Below are 15865 nucleotides of genomic sequence, written 5' to 3'. Positions count from 1 at the left end.
CCGGCCATGGGTTGTTCCCTGATCGGCACGCGGACCGGTGTCCTGTACCAGCCGAAGACGGGCAGGGCGATTTCCGCCGGCGATAGGGACATGGCGCTTGCCGCGCCCGTCGGCCGGCCGGGCTGAGAGCAGGCCCCTCCACAGGCAAAATCCCACCGGCCGACAGGCCGGACCACGGCCGACGGCGCCCATGGCGGCTGTGGGCAAACCCCGACGGCTTGCCTGCGGCGCCGTCCACGGCGGCCGCTGGCCGCGCAATGGAGACGGACATGGCAAGCTACAGCGACAGTGAATTGCAGGCCATCGCCGCCTGGCTGAAGGACGGGCTTTCGGCCTCGCGCATCGCGGCCGGGTTCAGCCAGCAGCGTGGCTCGCCCGTATCGCGCAACGCCATTATCGGCATCGTCCACCGCAACGCCATGCTGGGCGCGATCGGCTTTGCCAATGGCAAGGGCCTGCCGGCGGCGGTGGCCGTGGCTGCGCGCCACGCCGCCACGGCGGAACGCAAAGCCGCGGCCAAGACACCGGCTCCGGCCCCACCAGCGGCGGCGAGCAAACCGGCCACACAGCTCAAGCGGGATCCTTCGCCGGCCCGGCCACGGCTTTTCCATCGCGAGGCGGGCTTGCTGGTCGCCGACGGGCAAACCTATCGTTTCAAGGTGCCGGTCCGGCCGCGCGCTCCCATCGGTCGGCAGCCGCATGGCGTGGCCATGCGCTTTATCGACTGTCTGTTCAACCGCTGCCGCGCGCCGCTCGACCTGACGCTGGAGGACGATCCTCAAAATGATGCGCCCGGCGGGCGGCCCGGCCAGGAGATGCTGTGCTGCGGCATGCGCACAAGGGGGATGAAAAGCTACTGCACCTACCATCAGGCGCGCTTCCAACGCCGGGTCTGAAATGAGAGCTTGCCTTCTCCCCGTCTCTATACGGGAGAAGGTGCCGGCAGGCGGATGAGGGGCAGCGCCGACATGACGGAATTGGAGCTTCAGCGGACGCCAACCTGTGGAAACGCTTGTTCTGCCGTCATTGCCCTATCGGGCATGCTCCCCGTTCATGGGGAGAAGGACGCTCCGCGAAATATTGGGAGAATTGCCTTGAACCGCTATCGCGCGGCACCGCTATTTCGGCATCTGACGGCCTTGCTTGGGCAGGCGGCTCTGCACCGTCCTTGCCTCCAGCGCCACCCCAGGGCCGCCTCCGGCAACCAGGATGCCGGTAACGCGGGCGAAGCCGGTGAAGACCTTTATCGCGTCGGATTGCGAGATCTGCGCGGCGATGGCCGCGCTGCAGGCGTTGAGGGCGCTGCGGTAGACGTGACCCCGCCGCTCGATCGGCCAACGCTGCAGGAAATCGGCGGCGTCGCTGACGGTCTCGATTTCCTCGACATGCCCGTCCAGGCACACTTTGAGCGGCACTCCGGTTTTCATCGTACCCACGGCGTTCACCTTCGGTCTGTCGTCAGAGCGCGCGGCTTTCAAGCCGACGCTCATAAACGCACGAGGCCGGCAGGCGGTTGCATCGCCGCCGCGCCCGACTCAGGGACCGGCCGCGGCGTCGAGCCAATCATGCGCGCGGCTGCGTGGCCTGCTCACCAATATGCCCTGCTGTCTGGCCGCCTCGCGGAAGGCCTCGAAGGCGGGGCGCGGACAGCACGTGCCCTCGACGGCGAGCCGGACGAGCCGTGCGGCCTCGAGATAGCCCGATGCGGTCTTGTCGGGCCATTGCTGATGAAGCGCCGTCGCCGCGTCGGCCACCGAGCCGACCAGCATGGTCTTGTTGTCGCAAAAGCGCAGGGTCACCGGCATGAAGGCCGTCATCGGCGGTCCTCTCCTTGGTTTGGACGCGTCACAACGTCCGGGCCGGGGACTGGTTCCATGAGCGCGAGCGCAAGCACGGCGTGGAGCGCGGCATGAGCGAACGGCCCTTCATGCAGCTCTACGTCTCCGATTTCGTCGGCGACACGCTGCAGCTCTCGACCGAGCAGATCGGCGCCTACATGCTGCTTTTGATGGCAATGTGGAATGCCGGCGGGAGCCTGCCCGACGACGAGGCCAGGCTGGCGCGCGTGGCGCGCCTGCCCTTGAAACGATGGCGGGCGATCAGCGCCGATCTGTTGGCCTTCTTCGAGCGCGAGGGCGGCCAGGTCGGCCACAAGAGGCTAACCAAGGAGCTGCGCAAGGCGCTGCTCAAGAGCGAGGCGAGGGCGGCCGCCGGCGCGCGTGGCGGGGCCGCCACCGCCTTGAAAACAAAGGCGCATATCGCGGCAAATGCCGATTTTTTGGCGCGGCATTCTCCAGACACCAGAAACCAGATGGAAAAAGCTTCCGCTTTTTCAGCGCGCGGGGCGCGCGAAAGCGTGGGGATTTCGATGCGGGAAAGCGGTGAGGGTGCTTCGGGCTCGCACCGCCCGAGCCGGCCCAGAAAACCACCGGGCTGGATCAGGCCGAGAACCCATGGCGACGCCGCCAACACCATCATCAAGGAGCTCCGCGCACATGACCACGGCCGAACTGCAGCAGGCGACGAAGGCGCTGGCGGCACTCTTCTCCTGCTTCCCGCAATCCGCGCTGACTGACGTCGAGATGCAGATGCGCGGCTATCTCGGCGCCGTCAGGGATGCCGAACTGGGTGATCTGCAGGCCGCCATCCAGCGCTTCGTGCGCGGCGAGGTGAGGAGCGGCAACGCCCAGTTCTGCCCTTCGAGCGCGCAGCTCTGCATCGAAGTGCGCGAGCGGCGGGTGATGCGCGAACTGCTGGCGCGGCGGAGTGGGCAAGCGGCGGCAAAACAGTTGACGGGATGATCATCTCCGCCAGCCTTTCCAACAAAACGTCACACCCCAAACCCGAGAGGAGCCACCCCATGCCCAAAAAAGCCAGACCCGCCAAAGCGCAGGCGCCGAAACTGCCGAAGGGCGAGGCCGAGCAGGTGCGCATCCGCCGCGAGGTCGGGCATGATTTCGCGCTGAGAAACGACGCCTTCGGCCGCAAGCGGCTGACATCGGGCACGGCCGAGGCGCGGCGCGTCTACGAAGTGTCGAATGACGGCCACACCTCCACCGGCGGCATCGTGCGGGTGCGCAATGTCGATCCGCTCGTCGGCATCACCTCGCTGTCGCGCCAGCAGCGCGAGGCCGGCCTGCGCTACCGCGAGCATTTCCGGTGCAGCCAGCAGGCCGACATCAAGCCGATGCGCTGGACCGAGCGCGTGGACGGCGGCCGCACCGGCGGCATCGCCGACAGCGTGCTCAACGCCGGCCGCGCCCACGCCGCCGCGACACGGGCGCTCGGCCATTGGGACGTGGCGACGGTCGTGCGGAAGGTCGTGTGCTTGGAACAGCCGGTGAAGACCGTGGCCGAGCAGAATGGCGAAGGCCGCGACGTGGTGACGAAGCTCTTGAAGGTCGGGCTGGACCTGCTGGCGGTGCACTACGGGATGATGATGGGGCGGTGAGGCCACCCAGCCGGCGATGCCAGCGTAGCGCCGGTGCATTCCGGTCTGAAGTGGTCATGTTTGATCCGGCCGGCCGATGCCGGCCGGATCAATCCTGAGGTTAAAAGCGGCAGACGCGCACTCTTTCGATGACGCGGTGGTGATGGCGCCAGTGCTTCACCAATTCGGTGTGGCAGCGGCGATGGTGCATGCCGTAATAGCGCGGGCGGTAGCCGTCGTCGCTGTAGCGGTAGTGGCGGCGGCCGTAATAGGAGCCGTCGTCGGAATAATGGCGGTAATAGTCGCGATGTCTGGGAACGTAGTAATCGTCATCATAGCCGTTCCCGATGCCAAGCGTGATGCTGGCGGCATTTGCGGGGGCGATCACGGACACCGCCGAGACGACCGCGATCACGGATGCGAGCAAGAGCTTTTTCATGACAACCTCCTCCTTAAGGTATGTCTAATAAACGTCGCGGCGGCGGCCCTGTTCCCATAAAAATTGGCGGATCGATGGTTCGAGCCACGCGCCGTGACGGCAAAGCGCCTGTCCATGGCGGTGCATGGCCGCACGTGTCAGCATGGTGAGGCGCGTTTTGAACCTTGGTCGCCGCCATCCATTCCCCCTGTACACAAACAGCAAGGGAGAATGGACCATGCATATCATTCTTGGCGGCACCGGGCATGTCGGCTCGGCGGCCACGGCGGCGCTGCTGCGCCAGGGCGAGGCGGTGACGGTGGTGACGCGCGACGAGGCCAAGGCGGCGCCTCTGGCCGCCCAGGGCGCCGAGGTGGCGGTGGCTGACGTGCTCGACGTCGAGGCGCTGCGTGGCGTGTTCAGGCGCGGCAGGCGGGCGTTCCTGCTCAATCCGCCGGCTGACCCCTCGACCGACACGGATGCCGAGGAGCGCAGGACCGTGGCGGCGATCATCGCCGCGCTGGACGGTTCGGGGCTGGAGAAGGTGGTCGCGGAATCGGCCTATGGCGCGCATGCCGGCGAGCGGGCCGGCGACCTCACCGTCCTGCATGGGCTGGAAGAGAAGCTGCATCGTCAACCCATTCCGGCCAGCATCATCCGCGCGGCCTATTACATGAGCAATTGGGACGCCTCGCTGGAGACAGCCCGGCGTGACGGCGTGGTCAACACGCTTTTGCCGGCGGATTTCGAACTGCCCATGGTGGCGCCCCGCGACCTCGGCGAGGCGGCGGCGCGCCTGCTGATGGAGCCGGTGGAAAAGAACGGCCTGCATCACGTCGAGGGGCCGTCGCGCTACACGGCGAGGGATGTCGCCGCCACCTTTGGCGAGGCGCTCGGCAAGCAGGTGAGCGTGGTCTCGGCGCCCCGCGAACATTGGGTGGAGGCGTTCGAGGAGATGGGGTTTTCACCGCAAGCCGCGCAATCCTACGCGCGCATGACGGAGGTGACGGTTGATGACACCTATGATCCGCCGACCAGGCCGGAGCGCGGGAAGGTGACGCTGGAGCGCTATGTGGCTGATTTGGCTGGGTCAGGCTGAGTGGATAAGGAGGAACGCCGCGCTGCCCCTCATCCGCCTTCCGGCACCTTCTCCCCGTGAACGGGGAGAAGGGAGCCAAGCCTTTCTGGAAACAGCGCCTTTTCCAGCGGTTCTTCTAGCGTTTCGGCAAACGCCGTCGCCAGATGGTGCCGGTCGCGGAAGGCGAGCTTGCCGCCGATGAAGACGTGGCAGGTGGCGCTGTCGCAGAAGCGGTCGGTGAGGTCGACATAGAGCGTGCCGGGCACGCTTTGCACCACGGCGCGCTCTTGCGCCGCCGCGCCGTCATTGGCGGCCTGCGCCCGCGGCGTGTCGCACCGCGAGGGCGCCTCGCGCCACCACAGCGCGCGGGCGACGCAGGCATCGGCAAAGCTGCCGCCGATCGGCGTGTCGCGGATGACGGCGGTCGCGACGCCGGCCTGGCTGAAGGCCTCCAAGGTGGAGCGCAGGCCGGCCTGCCATCGCGCGGTCTCGGCGGTGCGGCCGGCGGCGGTCATGTCGCGCGTCAGATTGCCGATCGAGAATTCCGAGATCACCACCAGGCGCGGCTTCTCGCGGATGATGTCGGCTATCGCCTGTTCGCGCCAGGCGTCGCATTCGGTGTAGTCGCGCTTGAGCACGGCGCTGAAGGTCGACAGTCGCGAGGCGCGGCATGACGACTTCAGATAGGTGACCACCTTGGTGTCGTTGCGCCGGGCCGCCGCGACCAGCGGCGTCGACCAGTGGTCGGCATGCGAATCGCCGAACAGCACGATGGTGTTGGCGGCATCGGCCGGCCCGAAGGTGCAGGGTTTCGGCTTCACCGTCTGGAAGTCGAGCAGGCAGTTCGCGTCGGTGGCGCGCGCGAGGGAAGGCTGTTCGGCGGCCTCTTCGATGCCGCGCTGGGTGGGGTCGATGCTGCGCGTGGCCAGATGCGCGTTGGCGTAGGCGGCCGCCACGCCGGCGCCTGTCAGCACGAGGGCGGGGGCCAGCACAAGCCCGGGGAAAAGCCGGAGCGGTCTTGCGTCCGGACCGGCGTTGAGGCGAAAGGCTTTCGCGGCCGCCGCCAGCCAGTCGCCGCGCCGCGCCGGATTTTCGATCAGCCGATAGGTGAGCGCCGACAGAACCAGCGCCAGCACGGCGCAGCCGAGGCGCTGCGCCACGCCGAAATCCGGCTGCAGCATTCCGGCATAGACGATGACCGGCCAGTGCCAGAGATAGAGCGAATAGGAGAGCGTGCCGACCCACTGCAAGGGCGCCAGCGAAAGCAGGGCGGCGGGCGCCAGGGCCTGCCAGCGCCCTACGCCCGGGGCGTCGCCCTGCTCGCCGGCACCGCTCAAGAGCACCAGCACGGTGCCGACAACCGGCAGCAGCGCGTACCAGCCGGGGAAGGGCAGGTCTTCGCTCAAGGTGAGGTAGGCTGTCGCGATCAGCGCCAGGCCGAGCCACCCCTGTGCCGCCCGCAGCCAGGATCGGTGATGCCAGAGCGCCGGCGAGACGAATGTCGCCAGGCCACCGGCGGCGAACTCCCAGGCGCGCAGCGGCGAGAAGTAGAAAGCCCAGGCCGGCGCCAGGCTGGTGAGCCAGAGGCAAGCGGCGAAGGAGGCGAGGCCGACGATGCCGATTACCGCCACGGTCATGCGCCGGCCCGGCCGCAGCCAGGCGGCCAGGACAAGCAGCGCCGGCCAGACGAGATAAAACTGCTCCTCCACCGACAGCGACCAGAAATGGATGAAGGGGTTGCTCAAGGCGTCGGCGGCGAAATAGTCGAACGACCAGCGCAGCAGCCACAGATTGATGGCGTAGGCCGCCGCATACATGGCGCCGCGCGAATAGAGCGCCTGTTCCTGCGGCGCCATGATGAGGCTGCCGACGGCAAGCGTGGCCAGGATGACGAAGATCGCGGCCGGCAGCAGGCGCCGTGCGCGCCTGGCATAGAAGCGCCAGAGGTCGAGCCGGCCGGTCTCGGCGATCTCCCGCATCAGATGCGTCGTGATCAGCCAGCCGGAAATGACGAAGAAGATGTCGACGCCGGCAAAGCCGCCCGGCAGCGCCGTGAGGCCGAAATGGTAGGCGACGACGCCGCCAACCGCCAGCGCGCGCAAGCCCTGTATGTCAGGCCGAAACGATGCCGCCACGAGGTCTCCTTGGTGCAAGCCCGAAGCCCAGCCCTTGCCGGGATCGTTCGGGAAGGTCGCTACCGCAATGCAACAAGTTTCTTATCGCAATGCAACATGTTTTTCGCAGTGCAACATGGCCAGAAAAAGGACGGCCGGTGGGAAGGGGTATCGCCTGGGTGCCGATGGATCCGGCTTTACCCGCCGTCGACACAAGCGCCGCGCGGCCTCCCAGGAGCGAAGCCGGCACGCCGCATCAGCCTTTCCGGGGGCGAAACCGGCGAACATGATCAAACGGGCGACAAGTCGGGACGGTGGCAGTCACAAAAAGACAGCCCCGCGAACGGGGCTGTCTCCAGGGCAGTGGCGGGTTATCAGCTGCCGCCGTTCAGCTTTACGCTGCTGCAGAATTCCGGATGGGTGTTGGTGGGGTTTGCGTTCTTGGCCTCGTCGGCGCAGGCGGTCTTCATCGCCGTCTGGTCCTCGGGCGTCAGCGCCTTCCAGGCTTTCACGAAGTCGTCATTGCCGACCATCGTCTTCATGCCGGAGTCCGTGTAGAACGGCTTCATCTTGGCAGGATCGTCGAGGGCGGACGTTCCCGTGCTGCCTCCCGCGAGAGCCGAACCGGCGGCCATTGAAAGCGCCATCGCGCCAAGACAGATCATCTTGATGTTCATGATTGGGTCCTTCCCTGTTGCTTTGTGACCGTCGAAGCAACGATCAAGCTTTCTAACGAAACAGTTTGCCCGAAAGTTCCGGATTTTCAGGCCAAAATTCCCCGAATAGGACAAAATAGCGTTTAAACCTTCGCCGGATCTGAAAGCAACGCGGTTCTGTCCTGCATCTACTGGTTTCAGCCCAGCCCCTCCCGCCGCCGGCGCCTGCGCGGGCTTCTGTGTGTCGGCCAGGCTTCTGGCCGCCTGGACAACTTCTCGATTCGTCGATGGTTCCCGGGCGACCGACGGCCTCGGGCGAGCATAAAAAAACCGCCGGCAAGAGGCCGGCGGGCATTGAATGGAGGGTCTTGCTATCGCCTTGGCGATCACGCAGCAACGAGGGCGGCTTGCGGAAAGTTTCAGGCTCTCGCCGTCTGTTGCTTCGGGCTCAGCCGGCTGGTGCGCGGCGACCCTGTTGGATCAGCGACCGGGCCGCGTCCGCTCCTACCGCCAGGATGCGATCCGACAGGTCCGGCCCTTCCACGGCGCGGGCCAATTGAAGCGCGCCGATGAGTGTCGCGAAGATGCCGAATGCCACGCCTTCGGGGTCGCTCGTATCGGGCGGGAGGGCGGCCGCCACCTGCCGCACTAGGATCATCAGGCGCTCGGTATAGAGTTGCCGCGTTTCGGGCTGCTGCCGCGCGATTTCCGGCAACAGCGCGGCGGAAGCGCAGCCCGTGCCCGGATTGTCGCGGTGCTCCGGCGACAGGTAGGCGTCCATGGCCTTTTCCAGGCCGCCGGAGGCCAGCGCCTCCGCGATCTGCCCGGACTGGCCCTCCAGTGCCGCCGCCACGCATTCCCGTACCAGCGCCGCCTTGGAGGGAAAGTGCGGATAGAAGGCGCCGTTGGTCAGCCCGGCGTCGCTCATGATGCTTGCCAGTCCGGAGGCGGCGATGCCGTCGCCGCGGAACCGCTCGGTGGCGACCTCCATGATCCGGCCGCGCGATGCGTCCTTCCGGCCCTTTTCGTAGCGCATGTCCTTGCTTTCCCACACCACTATTGCGTTATGATCATAATCTGATATTACGATCATAATTCAATCTGTCGCGGAAAGCTAGCCCGAGGGGCTCTGGAGCATCAAATGAAACGCACTCCGGAAAGATCGCGATCGTGAGAGAGCGAGTGCGATGAAAGCCTTTGTCGTCGACAAATATCAGAAGAAGGGCGCGCTGCGGCTCGCCGAAATGCCCGTGCCCGAGCCGGGGGACAATGACGTTCTGGTCGAAATCCACGCCGCCGGCGTGAACGTTCTGGATTCCAAGCTCCGGGACGGGGAGTTCAAACTGATAGTGCCGTATCGGCCGCCCTTCGTCCTGGGCCACGACGTGGCCGGCGTCGTCGTGCGCGTCGGCTCGAAAGTCCGCAAGTTCAAACCCGGTGACGAAATCCTTGCACGGCCGCGCGATGGCCGGATCGGGACATTCGCCGAATTCATCGCCATCGACGAGGCCGAGATGGCCCTGAAGCCGAAAAACCTCAGCATGGAGGAGGCCGCCTCCATGCCCCTGGTCGGTCTGACCGCCTGGCAGGTGCTGGTCGAAAGGGCGGGCTTACGGAAGGGCCAGAAGGTCTTCATCCAGGCCGGTTCCGGCGGGGTGGGCACGATAGCCATCCAACTGGCGAAGCATCTCGGCGCCACGGTCGCGACGACGGCGAGCGCGGCGAGCATGGACCTGGTGGAAAGTCTCGGCGCCGATATCGTCGTCGACTACCGGAAGGACGATTTCGAGCAGGTGCTGCAAGGCTACGACGTCGTCGTGAACAGCCAGGATGCCAGGACGCTCGAGAAATCGCTGCGCGTGCTTAAACCGGGCGGGAAGCTGATTTCCATTTCCGGTCCGCCGGATCCCGGCTTCGCCAGCAAGCAAGGCCTGAACGTCGTGCTGAAGCTGGTGCTGTGGTTTCTCAGTCTCGGCATACGCCGCAGGGCCGAACGCGCCGGTGTCGACTATTCCTTCCTGTTCATGTGGGCGCAAGGCGATCAGTTGAGCCGGCTCGCGTCGCTTGTCGAAACCGGCATCATACGCCCTGTCATGGACCGGACGTTTGCGTTCGAACAGACCAACGAAGCCCTGGCCTATGTCGAAACCGGGCGCGCCAAGGGCAAGGTGGTCATCAAGGTCAGGTAGGGACAGTCGGGAGCGAGGCCTCGACCTCCTGGAGATAAAAAACCTTGCTCGGCTGCAGGTGGTCGACGCAGAGCTGCGCCAGCACCCAATTGTCGCTGCGCTTCAGCGCCTCGATCATCATCAGATGGTGCTGGCGCGAGATGTCGAGCTTGTCCCGGTCGGCCAGGGAATTGGCCCGCACCGGCAGGCTGAGGCGCATATAGTGCTCGATCGAGGCCACCAGATAGGCATTGCCGCAGGCCGAGAACATGGTCAGGTGGAAGCGGTCATTGGCCTCGTGGATGCCTCTGAGATAACCGGCGTCGACATGGCCGCTGTAGACATGGTGGATCTCGGTCAATTCCGCGATCAACGCCTCGCTCGCCGGCAGGCGGATCATCAGCGCGGCCTGGCGCTGCAGCATCTCGCGTACTTCATAGATCTGGCGCACTTCCTCGGGCGCGAGCCGGCGCACCATGGCGCCCTTGTTGCGCTCGCGCGTGGCGACGCCGAGCCTTTCCAGCTGGTAGAGCGCCTGGCGGATAGTGTGGCGCGAGACCGGGAAACGGGCGAGCAGCACGTCCTCGACCAGGCGCGTGCCGGGCGCCAGCCGGCCGAAGATGATGTCTTCCTCCAGCGCGTGCACGATATCGGCTTCCTTGCCGCCATAGTCGACCGTGTTGAGCATCGCTCTCTCTCGTTGGCCAGGCCAAATCATCCTTGGCGCCGACCACTCTAGCCTTCGCGCGCGAGGCTGGCCACAAGCTGGTCGAGACGCGGGTCGTCGAGGCTGACGACGCCCGACATCCGCATTGCCTGCCGCAGGCCGATCCTGCCGACTTCCTGGCGCATGATGACCTTGATGCAGGCCGGCCCGGCTCCGGTCAGGACGAAGGCCTTGCCGACCAGCACCGGCTCCGAGAAGGGCGCCCATTGCACGGCCATGATCGACGGCTCGGCGGTCTGGCGGCGGTTGATGGCGGCGAAATAGATCCAGTTCAGGCGCGAGATCGCCACGCCATAATGCCAGCCCGGGACACGCGCGCCGCCCTGGCGATGGCCCTCGACCCAGCGGGTCACGCGCCTGAACGTCACCAGCTCGGCCTGCCGCCGCACGAAGGTGACCGAGCGCATCAAAAGGTCAGGGCGATCGGGAACCGCGAAGTAGGTGAAGTAGGCGCCGCCGGCGATGGCGGGGCTGGGGCCGCGCACCATGTTTTCGTAAAGCGTTTCGTGCATTGGCGACAGGGGAGCGTGTTGCGATGCCGCCGCTTCCGGCGCGCGGTACAAGTCGTCCTCGTCGATGCGGAAATAGTCGCAGATCAGTCGCGCCGTGGCCCGGTTGGGCAGGCTCTTGCCTTGCAGGTAGCGTTCGAATTGCGAGCGGTTCATGTTCAATCCGCGGCAAACCGCGCTCACGGACGGATGGCTGCCGACCAGCCGTCTGAGATTCGCGGCTAGATTCCTGCGAATTGGCACGACCCCGCCCCGACGTCCCGACCATATTCAAGCAATTGCTGATATTAGGGCAATGTCGCACAAGATGGGCGCGGCGCGAATGGGACCTTCGGCCAATATCACCTGCGATGGAGCCAATATCACGTGCGATGGAGAAAGGCCCGCCACCGACGCGACTCGTGACGGGCCTTCTGGAGTAGGCCGGGCGTCCCACCGCCCTGGCCTCTTGCAAAACCCGCCGGCGGCGCGATCGTTCCATCACAACGGGAGGCCCACCTCTGGGAGAGGGTATGCCTTGCGGATCGCTATCTATGAATGATCCATTCTATCAAGCCGGTCTCGACCAGATCGCAGCCGGTAAACTCGTGAACGAGGCTTCTGGCCAGATCGCGCCATTGACACTCGGACACCTTCGTTTCCGAGACCAGATCTCGAAACACAGCGCGCAGAATGTCGGCATCGAACGCCGAGACGGCAACAGGAACCGGGTCGGCATCTTCCCAGGCTCGGCTGTCGTCGCGTTGGCGTTGGCGAATCCGTTTCAGAAGCTCGCGCGATTGCGCGATCACGCGCCGGGAATTGTCCATTTCGCGGCGAAAGGCGACGTTCCCAGCAATGGAACGATGTCGTAGCAGGAAGCTGGCTTCGATAGCGGCCTGCGCTATGTCTTTATGGCTTCCGATCATCGCTGCCTCCCGAGTTGCATTTTTTACGCCTTTGAAGGCGCATCTCAAAGGGGATTCAACGTACGATTCGGTACAGACCTCGCCGATGCGGTTCAGCGATGCTCACACCGCCCGGTTGCTCAGTTCCTGTCGGACGGCTTGGAGCGCATCCTCGACACCGTCTCGCGTTCGGCGCGCTTGGAGCGCAACGGCGGCAGGCCCCGATCGATCAGGTCCATGTCTTCCAGCACCATGTCGCCCATGCGCTTGAAGGCGATGTCGAGGGCGCCGGCGCGGTGGGCGGAGCGCAGGAAGCCGGGCAGCGCCCGCACGGGATGGTCGCCCGCCAGCGGCTCCTCGGGAAAGACATCACTGGCGGCAAGGATGTGGCCGCTCTTCACCGCCGCCATCAAAGCCGGGAAATCGACCACGCCGGCACGGCTGAGCAGGATGAAGGCGGCGCCCTTGCGCATCGCGGCGAAAGCGTCGGCGCCCAGAAAGCCCTGGTTCTCGGAGGTCACCGAGGCCACGACGAAGACGAAGTCGCTCGACGACAGCACCGCGTCCAGCGAGGCCGGCTCGACGCCATTTTCCCTCAGGATCGACGGCGGCAGCCAGGGGTCGAACACTTTTGTTCGGGTGCGGAAACCCGACAGCAGGCGGTTGAGCGCGCGCCCGAGATCGCCGAAGCCGATAATGCCGACATCGGCGCCCGAAAGCAGCCGCGCCGTCTGGTTGCCATCGCCGCCCCAGAGCTCCCGACCCTGGCGGAAGGCGAGGTCGGCATCGACGATGCCGCGGGCAAGGTTGAGCGCCATGGCCAGGCCGAGTTCGGCGACCGGCTCGGCGAAGACAAGGCCCGTTGTCACGACATGGATGCCGCGCGCGAACAGGGTTTCATAGGGCATGTTGTCGAGGAGGTTGCTCTCGACATTGAAGACGCAGCGCAGCGCCTTCATGGCCGCAAGCGTTTCGGCCGAGATCGGCGGCTGGCCGACGATGTAGCGCGCTTGCGCCAGCACCTCGGCCGGCAGTTGCGCCACGCCGTCCGCCGTCGTCTCGACAATGCGGTAGTTCGCCTTGAGCCGCGCCAGCTGCGGCGGCGTGAAGATCAGTTCGAGCGTGCGCGGCTCGGGCGCGCTGATGACCAGCGGCAAGGCGGTGTTCGACATGGCAATATCCTCCCGAAGCGGCTCCCAAGGCGCTTTCTCGGGGCCAAATCTATCGCGGATTAAACGATTTACAAGCACGATAAATCGATTTACTCATTTCGGAAGCAGGTCGATACAGGCCGGCCCTCGGGGAGGAGGACAATGGCGCACAGGCAGGCCCAGCAGCGGCGTCCGTCGATCCACGACGTGGCGGAGCGCGCCGGCGTGTCGGCGGCGACCGTCTCCAAGGTGCTGTCCGGCGTCGTCACGGTGAAGCAGGAGAATGCGCGGCGCGTCCTCGATGCCGTAGAACATCTGGGTTACCGGGTCGATCCGCTGGCGTCCGACATGCGCAGGGCAAGGCGCCGCATCATCGGCGCCATCGTGCCGGAATTCGAAAGCGAGTTCTTCGGCCAGATGGTCACCAGGCTGGAGAGCCTTGCCGAAGAGCATGGCTACACGCTGGTGGCCGCCTCGAGCCGTGAATCCGAGGCGCGCGAAAAGGAGATTCTGGCCCGCATGCATGACTGGCGGGTGGCCGGCGTGGTGCTGGCCCCGGTGCGCAACGAGCATGGTCCGGCGGCCGGGTTCATGAAGGCCAACGGCATGACGGGCGTGCTGATCGACCGCGTGCTGTCGGACGCGGTTTTCGACACGGTGTCCGCCGACAGTGCCGCGGCCAGCGCGCAAGTGGCGCGCGAGCTGGCCGGCAGGGGCCATCGCCACATACTGATCGTCGGTCTTGGCGAACAGGCGGCCACCGTGCGCGCCCGTCTCGACGGGTTCCGCGCCGCCGCGCTTGCGCTCGCGCCCGACGCGCGCATCGACGTGGTGCTGGCCGAAAGCGATGTCGAGCCGCTCAGGGCGCGGCTGCGCGACTATTTCGGCGGATGCGAGGAGAAGGGCGAGCGGCCTACGGCGGTTTATTCGCTGTTCCTCAGGGGTACGCTGGTGGCGCTGTCGGAGTTCCGCCGGCGCGGCTGGCGTTGCCCCGACGACATTTCGCTGGTCGGCTTCGACGATGCCGAATGGATGCAGGTGACATGGCCGGCCATCGCCGCCGTGGTGCAGCCGGTGGGCCGCATCGCGGAACACGCCATGGCGGCGCTGTTTGCCAGGATCGAGGGCGGGGAGGGGCCGCCGGCCGCGCGGCTGGAACCGTGCCGGCTCCTGATGCGTGATTCCGTGGGTCCGCCGGCCGGCAATGCGGCGGCGCGGGAAGGGAGAGGTTGAGTTGACGAACGTCTTTGGACTGCACACATTTGCGATTGCCCCGGTCTGGGATCTCGATTTGATCGAGCCCCAGATGGAGCGATTGAAGGGGCTCGGCATCGGGCTGCTGGAAATCCCGCTGCTGCGCCCCGAGGAGATCGACACGGCGCGCACGCGCGCGTTTGCCGAACGCTGGAATGTCGCGCTTATTCCGTCACTTGGCCTGCCGGCCTCACTCGATGTCGTGGCGCGTCCGGACGAGGCGCTGGCCTTTCTCGAACCGGCCTTCGGCGTCTGCGTGGCGGTCGGCAGCGAGGCGCTCGGTGGCGTCACCTACGGCACGATCGGCAAGACTTCGGGCCGCGCGCCGACGGCTGGCGAGATCGACGGCATGTGCCGCTTCCTCGCCCGCGCCGCCAAGGCGGCCGGGGCGCACGGGCTGAAGCTCGGCATCGAGCCCTGCAACCGCTACGAAACGCATCTGATCAATCGCGGTGTCGACGCGGTCGACATCATCGAGCGCGTCGGCGCCGACAACATCTTCATCCATCTCGACACCTATCATATGCATATCGAGGAGGAGAGTTTCGCCGCCGGCTTCAAGGCGGCGGCGCCCTATCTCGGCTATGTCCATGTCTCGGAAGCCAATCGCGGCGTGCCCGGGCGCGGCATGCTCGACTGGGCGGCCTGCATGAAGGCGATCGCCGATATCGGCTATACCGGCGCCATTACGCTCGAAAGCATGAACCATGTCGATGCCGACATCGCCGGCGGCCTGGCGGTGTGGCGCCCGGTGGCCGACAATCCCGACGACGTCATCGGCGTCGGCCTGCCGTTCCTGCGCGAGGCGGCGGCGAAAGCGGGTTTGCGGCTGGGAGCGGTTCGCTGACAGAACTGGACTTCATCTCAAGGGCCACACCTCGACGACGCCATGCGCGACAGCACAGGGGACCTGCGAGACTTTCTCGATGGCGTCGGCAAGGTCAGCAGCTTCGATCACGGCAAATCCGGCGATCGGCAGATCCGACGACATGAACGCACCATCGCGCGTTTCCACTCCCGACGCTTCCGGATTGCGCACCTGTACCGGCGTCCCCGCCCTCCCTATCAGGGCGCCTTCGGAGAGCAACTTCGCGTCCTGTTCGTGAGCGGCATCCCTGATGGGTTGGGGCGTGCGGTCATACCCGGCCCGGTCGCCATATTGGATCGTAACGAACTTTGGCATTGTGAGTTCCTTTCAGGGTTTCGACGTGACGCGGGGTGACGGCTGCCATTCTCGCAACCGCTTCGCGTAGGGGGTCCATGCTCAGGCGATCACCGAGAGCTTCTGTCGCGAGATTTATCGGGGCATCCTGATCGCCGATCCATCGCGCCGACTTTCCAGTTGCGTTTTGCAACTAGTTTGAACGTATCCGAACCGGTTGCATATTGCAAGTGGATTTGAAGCCGATCTTGGAAACCTTGCGGCGGCAGACCTTCGAGATGGTGAAATCTTATCCTGGCAGCCCGTCGAGG

General features: G+C 65.8%; 19 protein-coding genes. 8 read left to right on the top strand and 11 right to left on the bottom strand.

Annotation, left to right across the window (positions count from 1 at the left end; all coding sequences use genetic code 11):
* Nucleotides 1–269 precede the first annotated feature (269 nt).
* Nucleotides 270–896 carry a GcrA family cell cycle regulator gene (locus FJ948_RS24250; RefSeq protein ID WP_140708905.1) on the top strand — a complete coding sequence of 209 codons (627 nt, stop codon included), beginning with the start codon at nt 270–272 and terminating at the stop codon, nt 894–896.
* A gap of 222 nt (nt 897–1118) precedes the next feature.
* Here FJ948_RS24250 and FJ948_RS24245 read toward each other — a convergent pair whose 3' ends face one another.
* Nucleotides 1119–1490: a DUF982 domain-containing protein gene (locus FJ948_RS24245; RefSeq protein ID WP_140708903.1), complete on the bottom strand. Its 372-nt coding sequence runs from the start codon at nt 1488–1490 to the stop codon at nt 1119–1121.
* A 45-nt stretch (nt 1491–1535) separates the two neighbouring features.
* Nucleotides 1536–1817, bottom strand: coding sequence for a DUF982 domain-containing protein (locus tag FJ948_RS24240; protein WP_140708901.1), 282 nt, complete (start codon nt 1815–1817; stop codon nt 1536–1538).
* 92 nt (nt 1818–1909) lie between these two features.
* Here FJ948_RS24240 and FJ948_RS24235 point away from each other — a divergent pair, with 92 nt between their 5' ends.
* The 3 genes from FJ948_RS24235 to FJ948_RS24225 are packed head-to-tail and all read left to right on the top strand — an operon-like array spanning nt 1910 to nt 3451.
* A complete protein-coding gene (locus FJ948_RS24235) occupies nt 1910–2575 on the top strand; it encodes a DUF1376 domain-containing protein (RefSeq protein ID WP_140708899.1) in 666 nt (221 codons plus the stop codon).
* The gene (locus FJ948_RS24230) at nt 2496–2801 is read left to right on the top strand and encodes a hypothetical protein (RefSeq protein ID WP_140708897.1); all 306 of its coding nucleotides are present in this window, start codon (nt 2496–2498) and stop codon (nt 2799–2801) included. The genes FJ948_RS24235 and FJ948_RS24230 overlap by 80 nt, the downstream gene beginning before the upstream one ends.
* A gap of 59 nt (nt 2802–2860) precedes the next feature.
* Entirely contained in the window at nt 2861–3451 is a 591-nt protein-coding gene (locus FJ948_RS24225; protein WP_140708895.1) for a DUF6456 domain-containing protein, read from the top strand.
* Between the two features lie 100 nt (nt 3452–3551).
* Here FJ948_RS24225 and FJ948_RS24220 read toward each other — a convergent pair whose 3' ends face one another.
* On the bottom strand, nt 3552–3869 hold the full coding sequence (locus FJ948_RS24220; protein ID WP_140708893.1) for a hypothetical protein: 318 nt from the start codon (nt 3867–3869) through the stop codon (nt 3552–3554).
* Nucleotides 3870–4086: 217 nt separating this feature from the next.
* Between FJ948_RS24220 and FJ948_RS24215 the strand changes: the two genes are divergently transcribed.
* Nucleotides 4087–4947, top strand: coding sequence for an NmrA family NAD(P)-binding protein (locus FJ948_RS24215; RefSeq protein WP_140708891.1), 861 nt, complete (start codon nt 4087–4089; stop codon nt 4945–4947).
* A 29-nt stretch (nt 4948–4976) separates the two neighbouring features.
* Here the strand turns inward: FJ948_RS24215 and FJ948_RS24210 are convergent, their stop codons facing one another.
* The 3 genes from FJ948_RS24210 to FJ948_RS24200 form a co-directional block, all read right to left on the bottom strand.
* Nucleotides 4977–7061 (bottom strand): acyltransferase family protein, encoded by a 2085-nt coding sequence (locus tag FJ948_RS24210; RefSeq protein ID WP_140708889.1) that lies wholly within the window; start codon nt 7059–7061, stop codon nt 4977–4979.
* Nucleotides 7062–7414: 353 nt separating this feature from the next.
* Nucleotides 7415–7717, bottom strand: coding sequence for a hypothetical protein (locus FJ948_RS24205; protein WP_140708887.1), 303 nt, complete (start codon nt 7715–7717; stop codon nt 7415–7417).
* 427 nt (nt 7718–8144) lie between these two features.
* Nucleotides 8145–8732 carry a TetR/AcrR family transcriptional regulator gene (locus FJ948_RS24200; RefSeq protein ID WP_140708885.1) on the bottom strand — a complete coding sequence of 196 codons (588 nt, stop codon included), beginning with the start codon at nt 8730–8732 and terminating at the stop codon, nt 8145–8147.
* A 151-nt stretch (nt 8733–8883) separates the two neighbouring features.
* Here FJ948_RS24200 and FJ948_RS24195 point away from each other — a divergent pair, with 151 nt between their 5' ends.
* On the top strand, nt 8884–9885 hold the full coding sequence (locus FJ948_RS24195) for an NADP-dependent oxidoreductase (RefSeq protein WP_140708883.1): 1002 nt from the start codon (nt 8884–8886) through the stop codon (nt 9883–9885).
* Here FJ948_RS24195 and FJ948_RS24190 read toward each other — a convergent pair.
* The 4 genes from FJ948_RS24190 to FJ948_RS24175 all read right to left on the bottom strand — a co-directional run bounded on the left by FJ948_RS24190 (nt 9878) and on the right by FJ948_RS24175 (nt 13159).
* On the bottom strand, nt 9878–10552 hold the full coding sequence (locus FJ948_RS24190) for a GntR family transcriptional regulator (protein WP_140708882.1): 675 nt from the start codon (nt 10550–10552) through the stop codon (nt 9878–9880). The two genes, FJ948_RS24195 and FJ948_RS24190, sit on opposite strands and share 8 nt — an antisense overlap.
* A gap of 47 nt (nt 10553–10599) precedes the next feature.
* Nucleotides 10600–11343 (bottom strand): helix-turn-helix transcriptional regulator, encoded by a 744-nt coding sequence (locus FJ948_RS24185; RefSeq protein ID WP_140708880.1) that lies wholly within the window; start codon nt 11341–11343, stop codon nt 10600–10602.
* 284 nt (nt 11344–11627) lie between these two features.
* Nucleotides 11628–12008, bottom strand: a complete 381-nt coding sequence (locus FJ948_RS24180; protein WP_140708878.1) for a hypothetical protein — start codon at nt 12006–12008, stop codon at nt 11628–11630.
* 119 nt (nt 12009–12127) lie between these two features.
* Complete coding sequence (locus FJ948_RS24175; protein WP_140708876.1) at nt 12128–13159, bottom strand: hydroxyacid dehydrogenase; 1032 nt, start codon at nt 13157–13159, stop codon at nt 12128–12130.
* A 141-nt stretch (nt 13160–13300) separates the two neighbouring features.
* On the opposite strand from FJ948_RS24175, the gene FJ948_RS24170 reads away from it, so the two are divergent.
* Nucleotides 13301–14371: a LacI family DNA-binding transcriptional regulator gene (locus tag FJ948_RS24170; RefSeq protein ID WP_140708874.1), complete on the top strand. Its 1071-nt coding sequence runs from the start codon at nt 13301–13303 to the stop codon at nt 14369–14371.
* A 1-nt stretch (nt 14372) separates the two neighbouring features.
* Nucleotides 14373–15239, top strand: coding sequence for a sugar phosphate isomerase/epimerase (locus FJ948_RS24165; protein ID WP_246677602.1), 867 nt, complete (start codon nt 14373–14375; stop codon nt 15237–15239).
* Nucleotides 15240–15251: 12 nt separating this feature from the next.
* On the opposite strand, the gene FJ948_RS24160 is transcribed toward FJ948_RS24165, so the two are convergent.
* Nucleotides 15252–15575, bottom strand: coding sequence for a YciI family protein (locus FJ948_RS24160; RefSeq protein WP_140708871.1), 324 nt, complete (start codon nt 15573–15575; stop codon nt 15252–15254).
* Between the last annotated feature and the right edge of the window lie 290 nt (nt 15576–15865).

This window comes from Mesorhizobium sp. B2-3-12 (assembly GCF_006442205.1).
In the GTDB taxonomy this organism is placed as follows: Bacteria; Pseudomonadota; Alphaproteobacteria; order Rhizobiales; family Rhizobiaceae; genus Mesorhizobium.
Note: the sequence above shows the minus strand (reverse complement) of the source record. Positions and strands in the feature narration are given on the sequence as shown.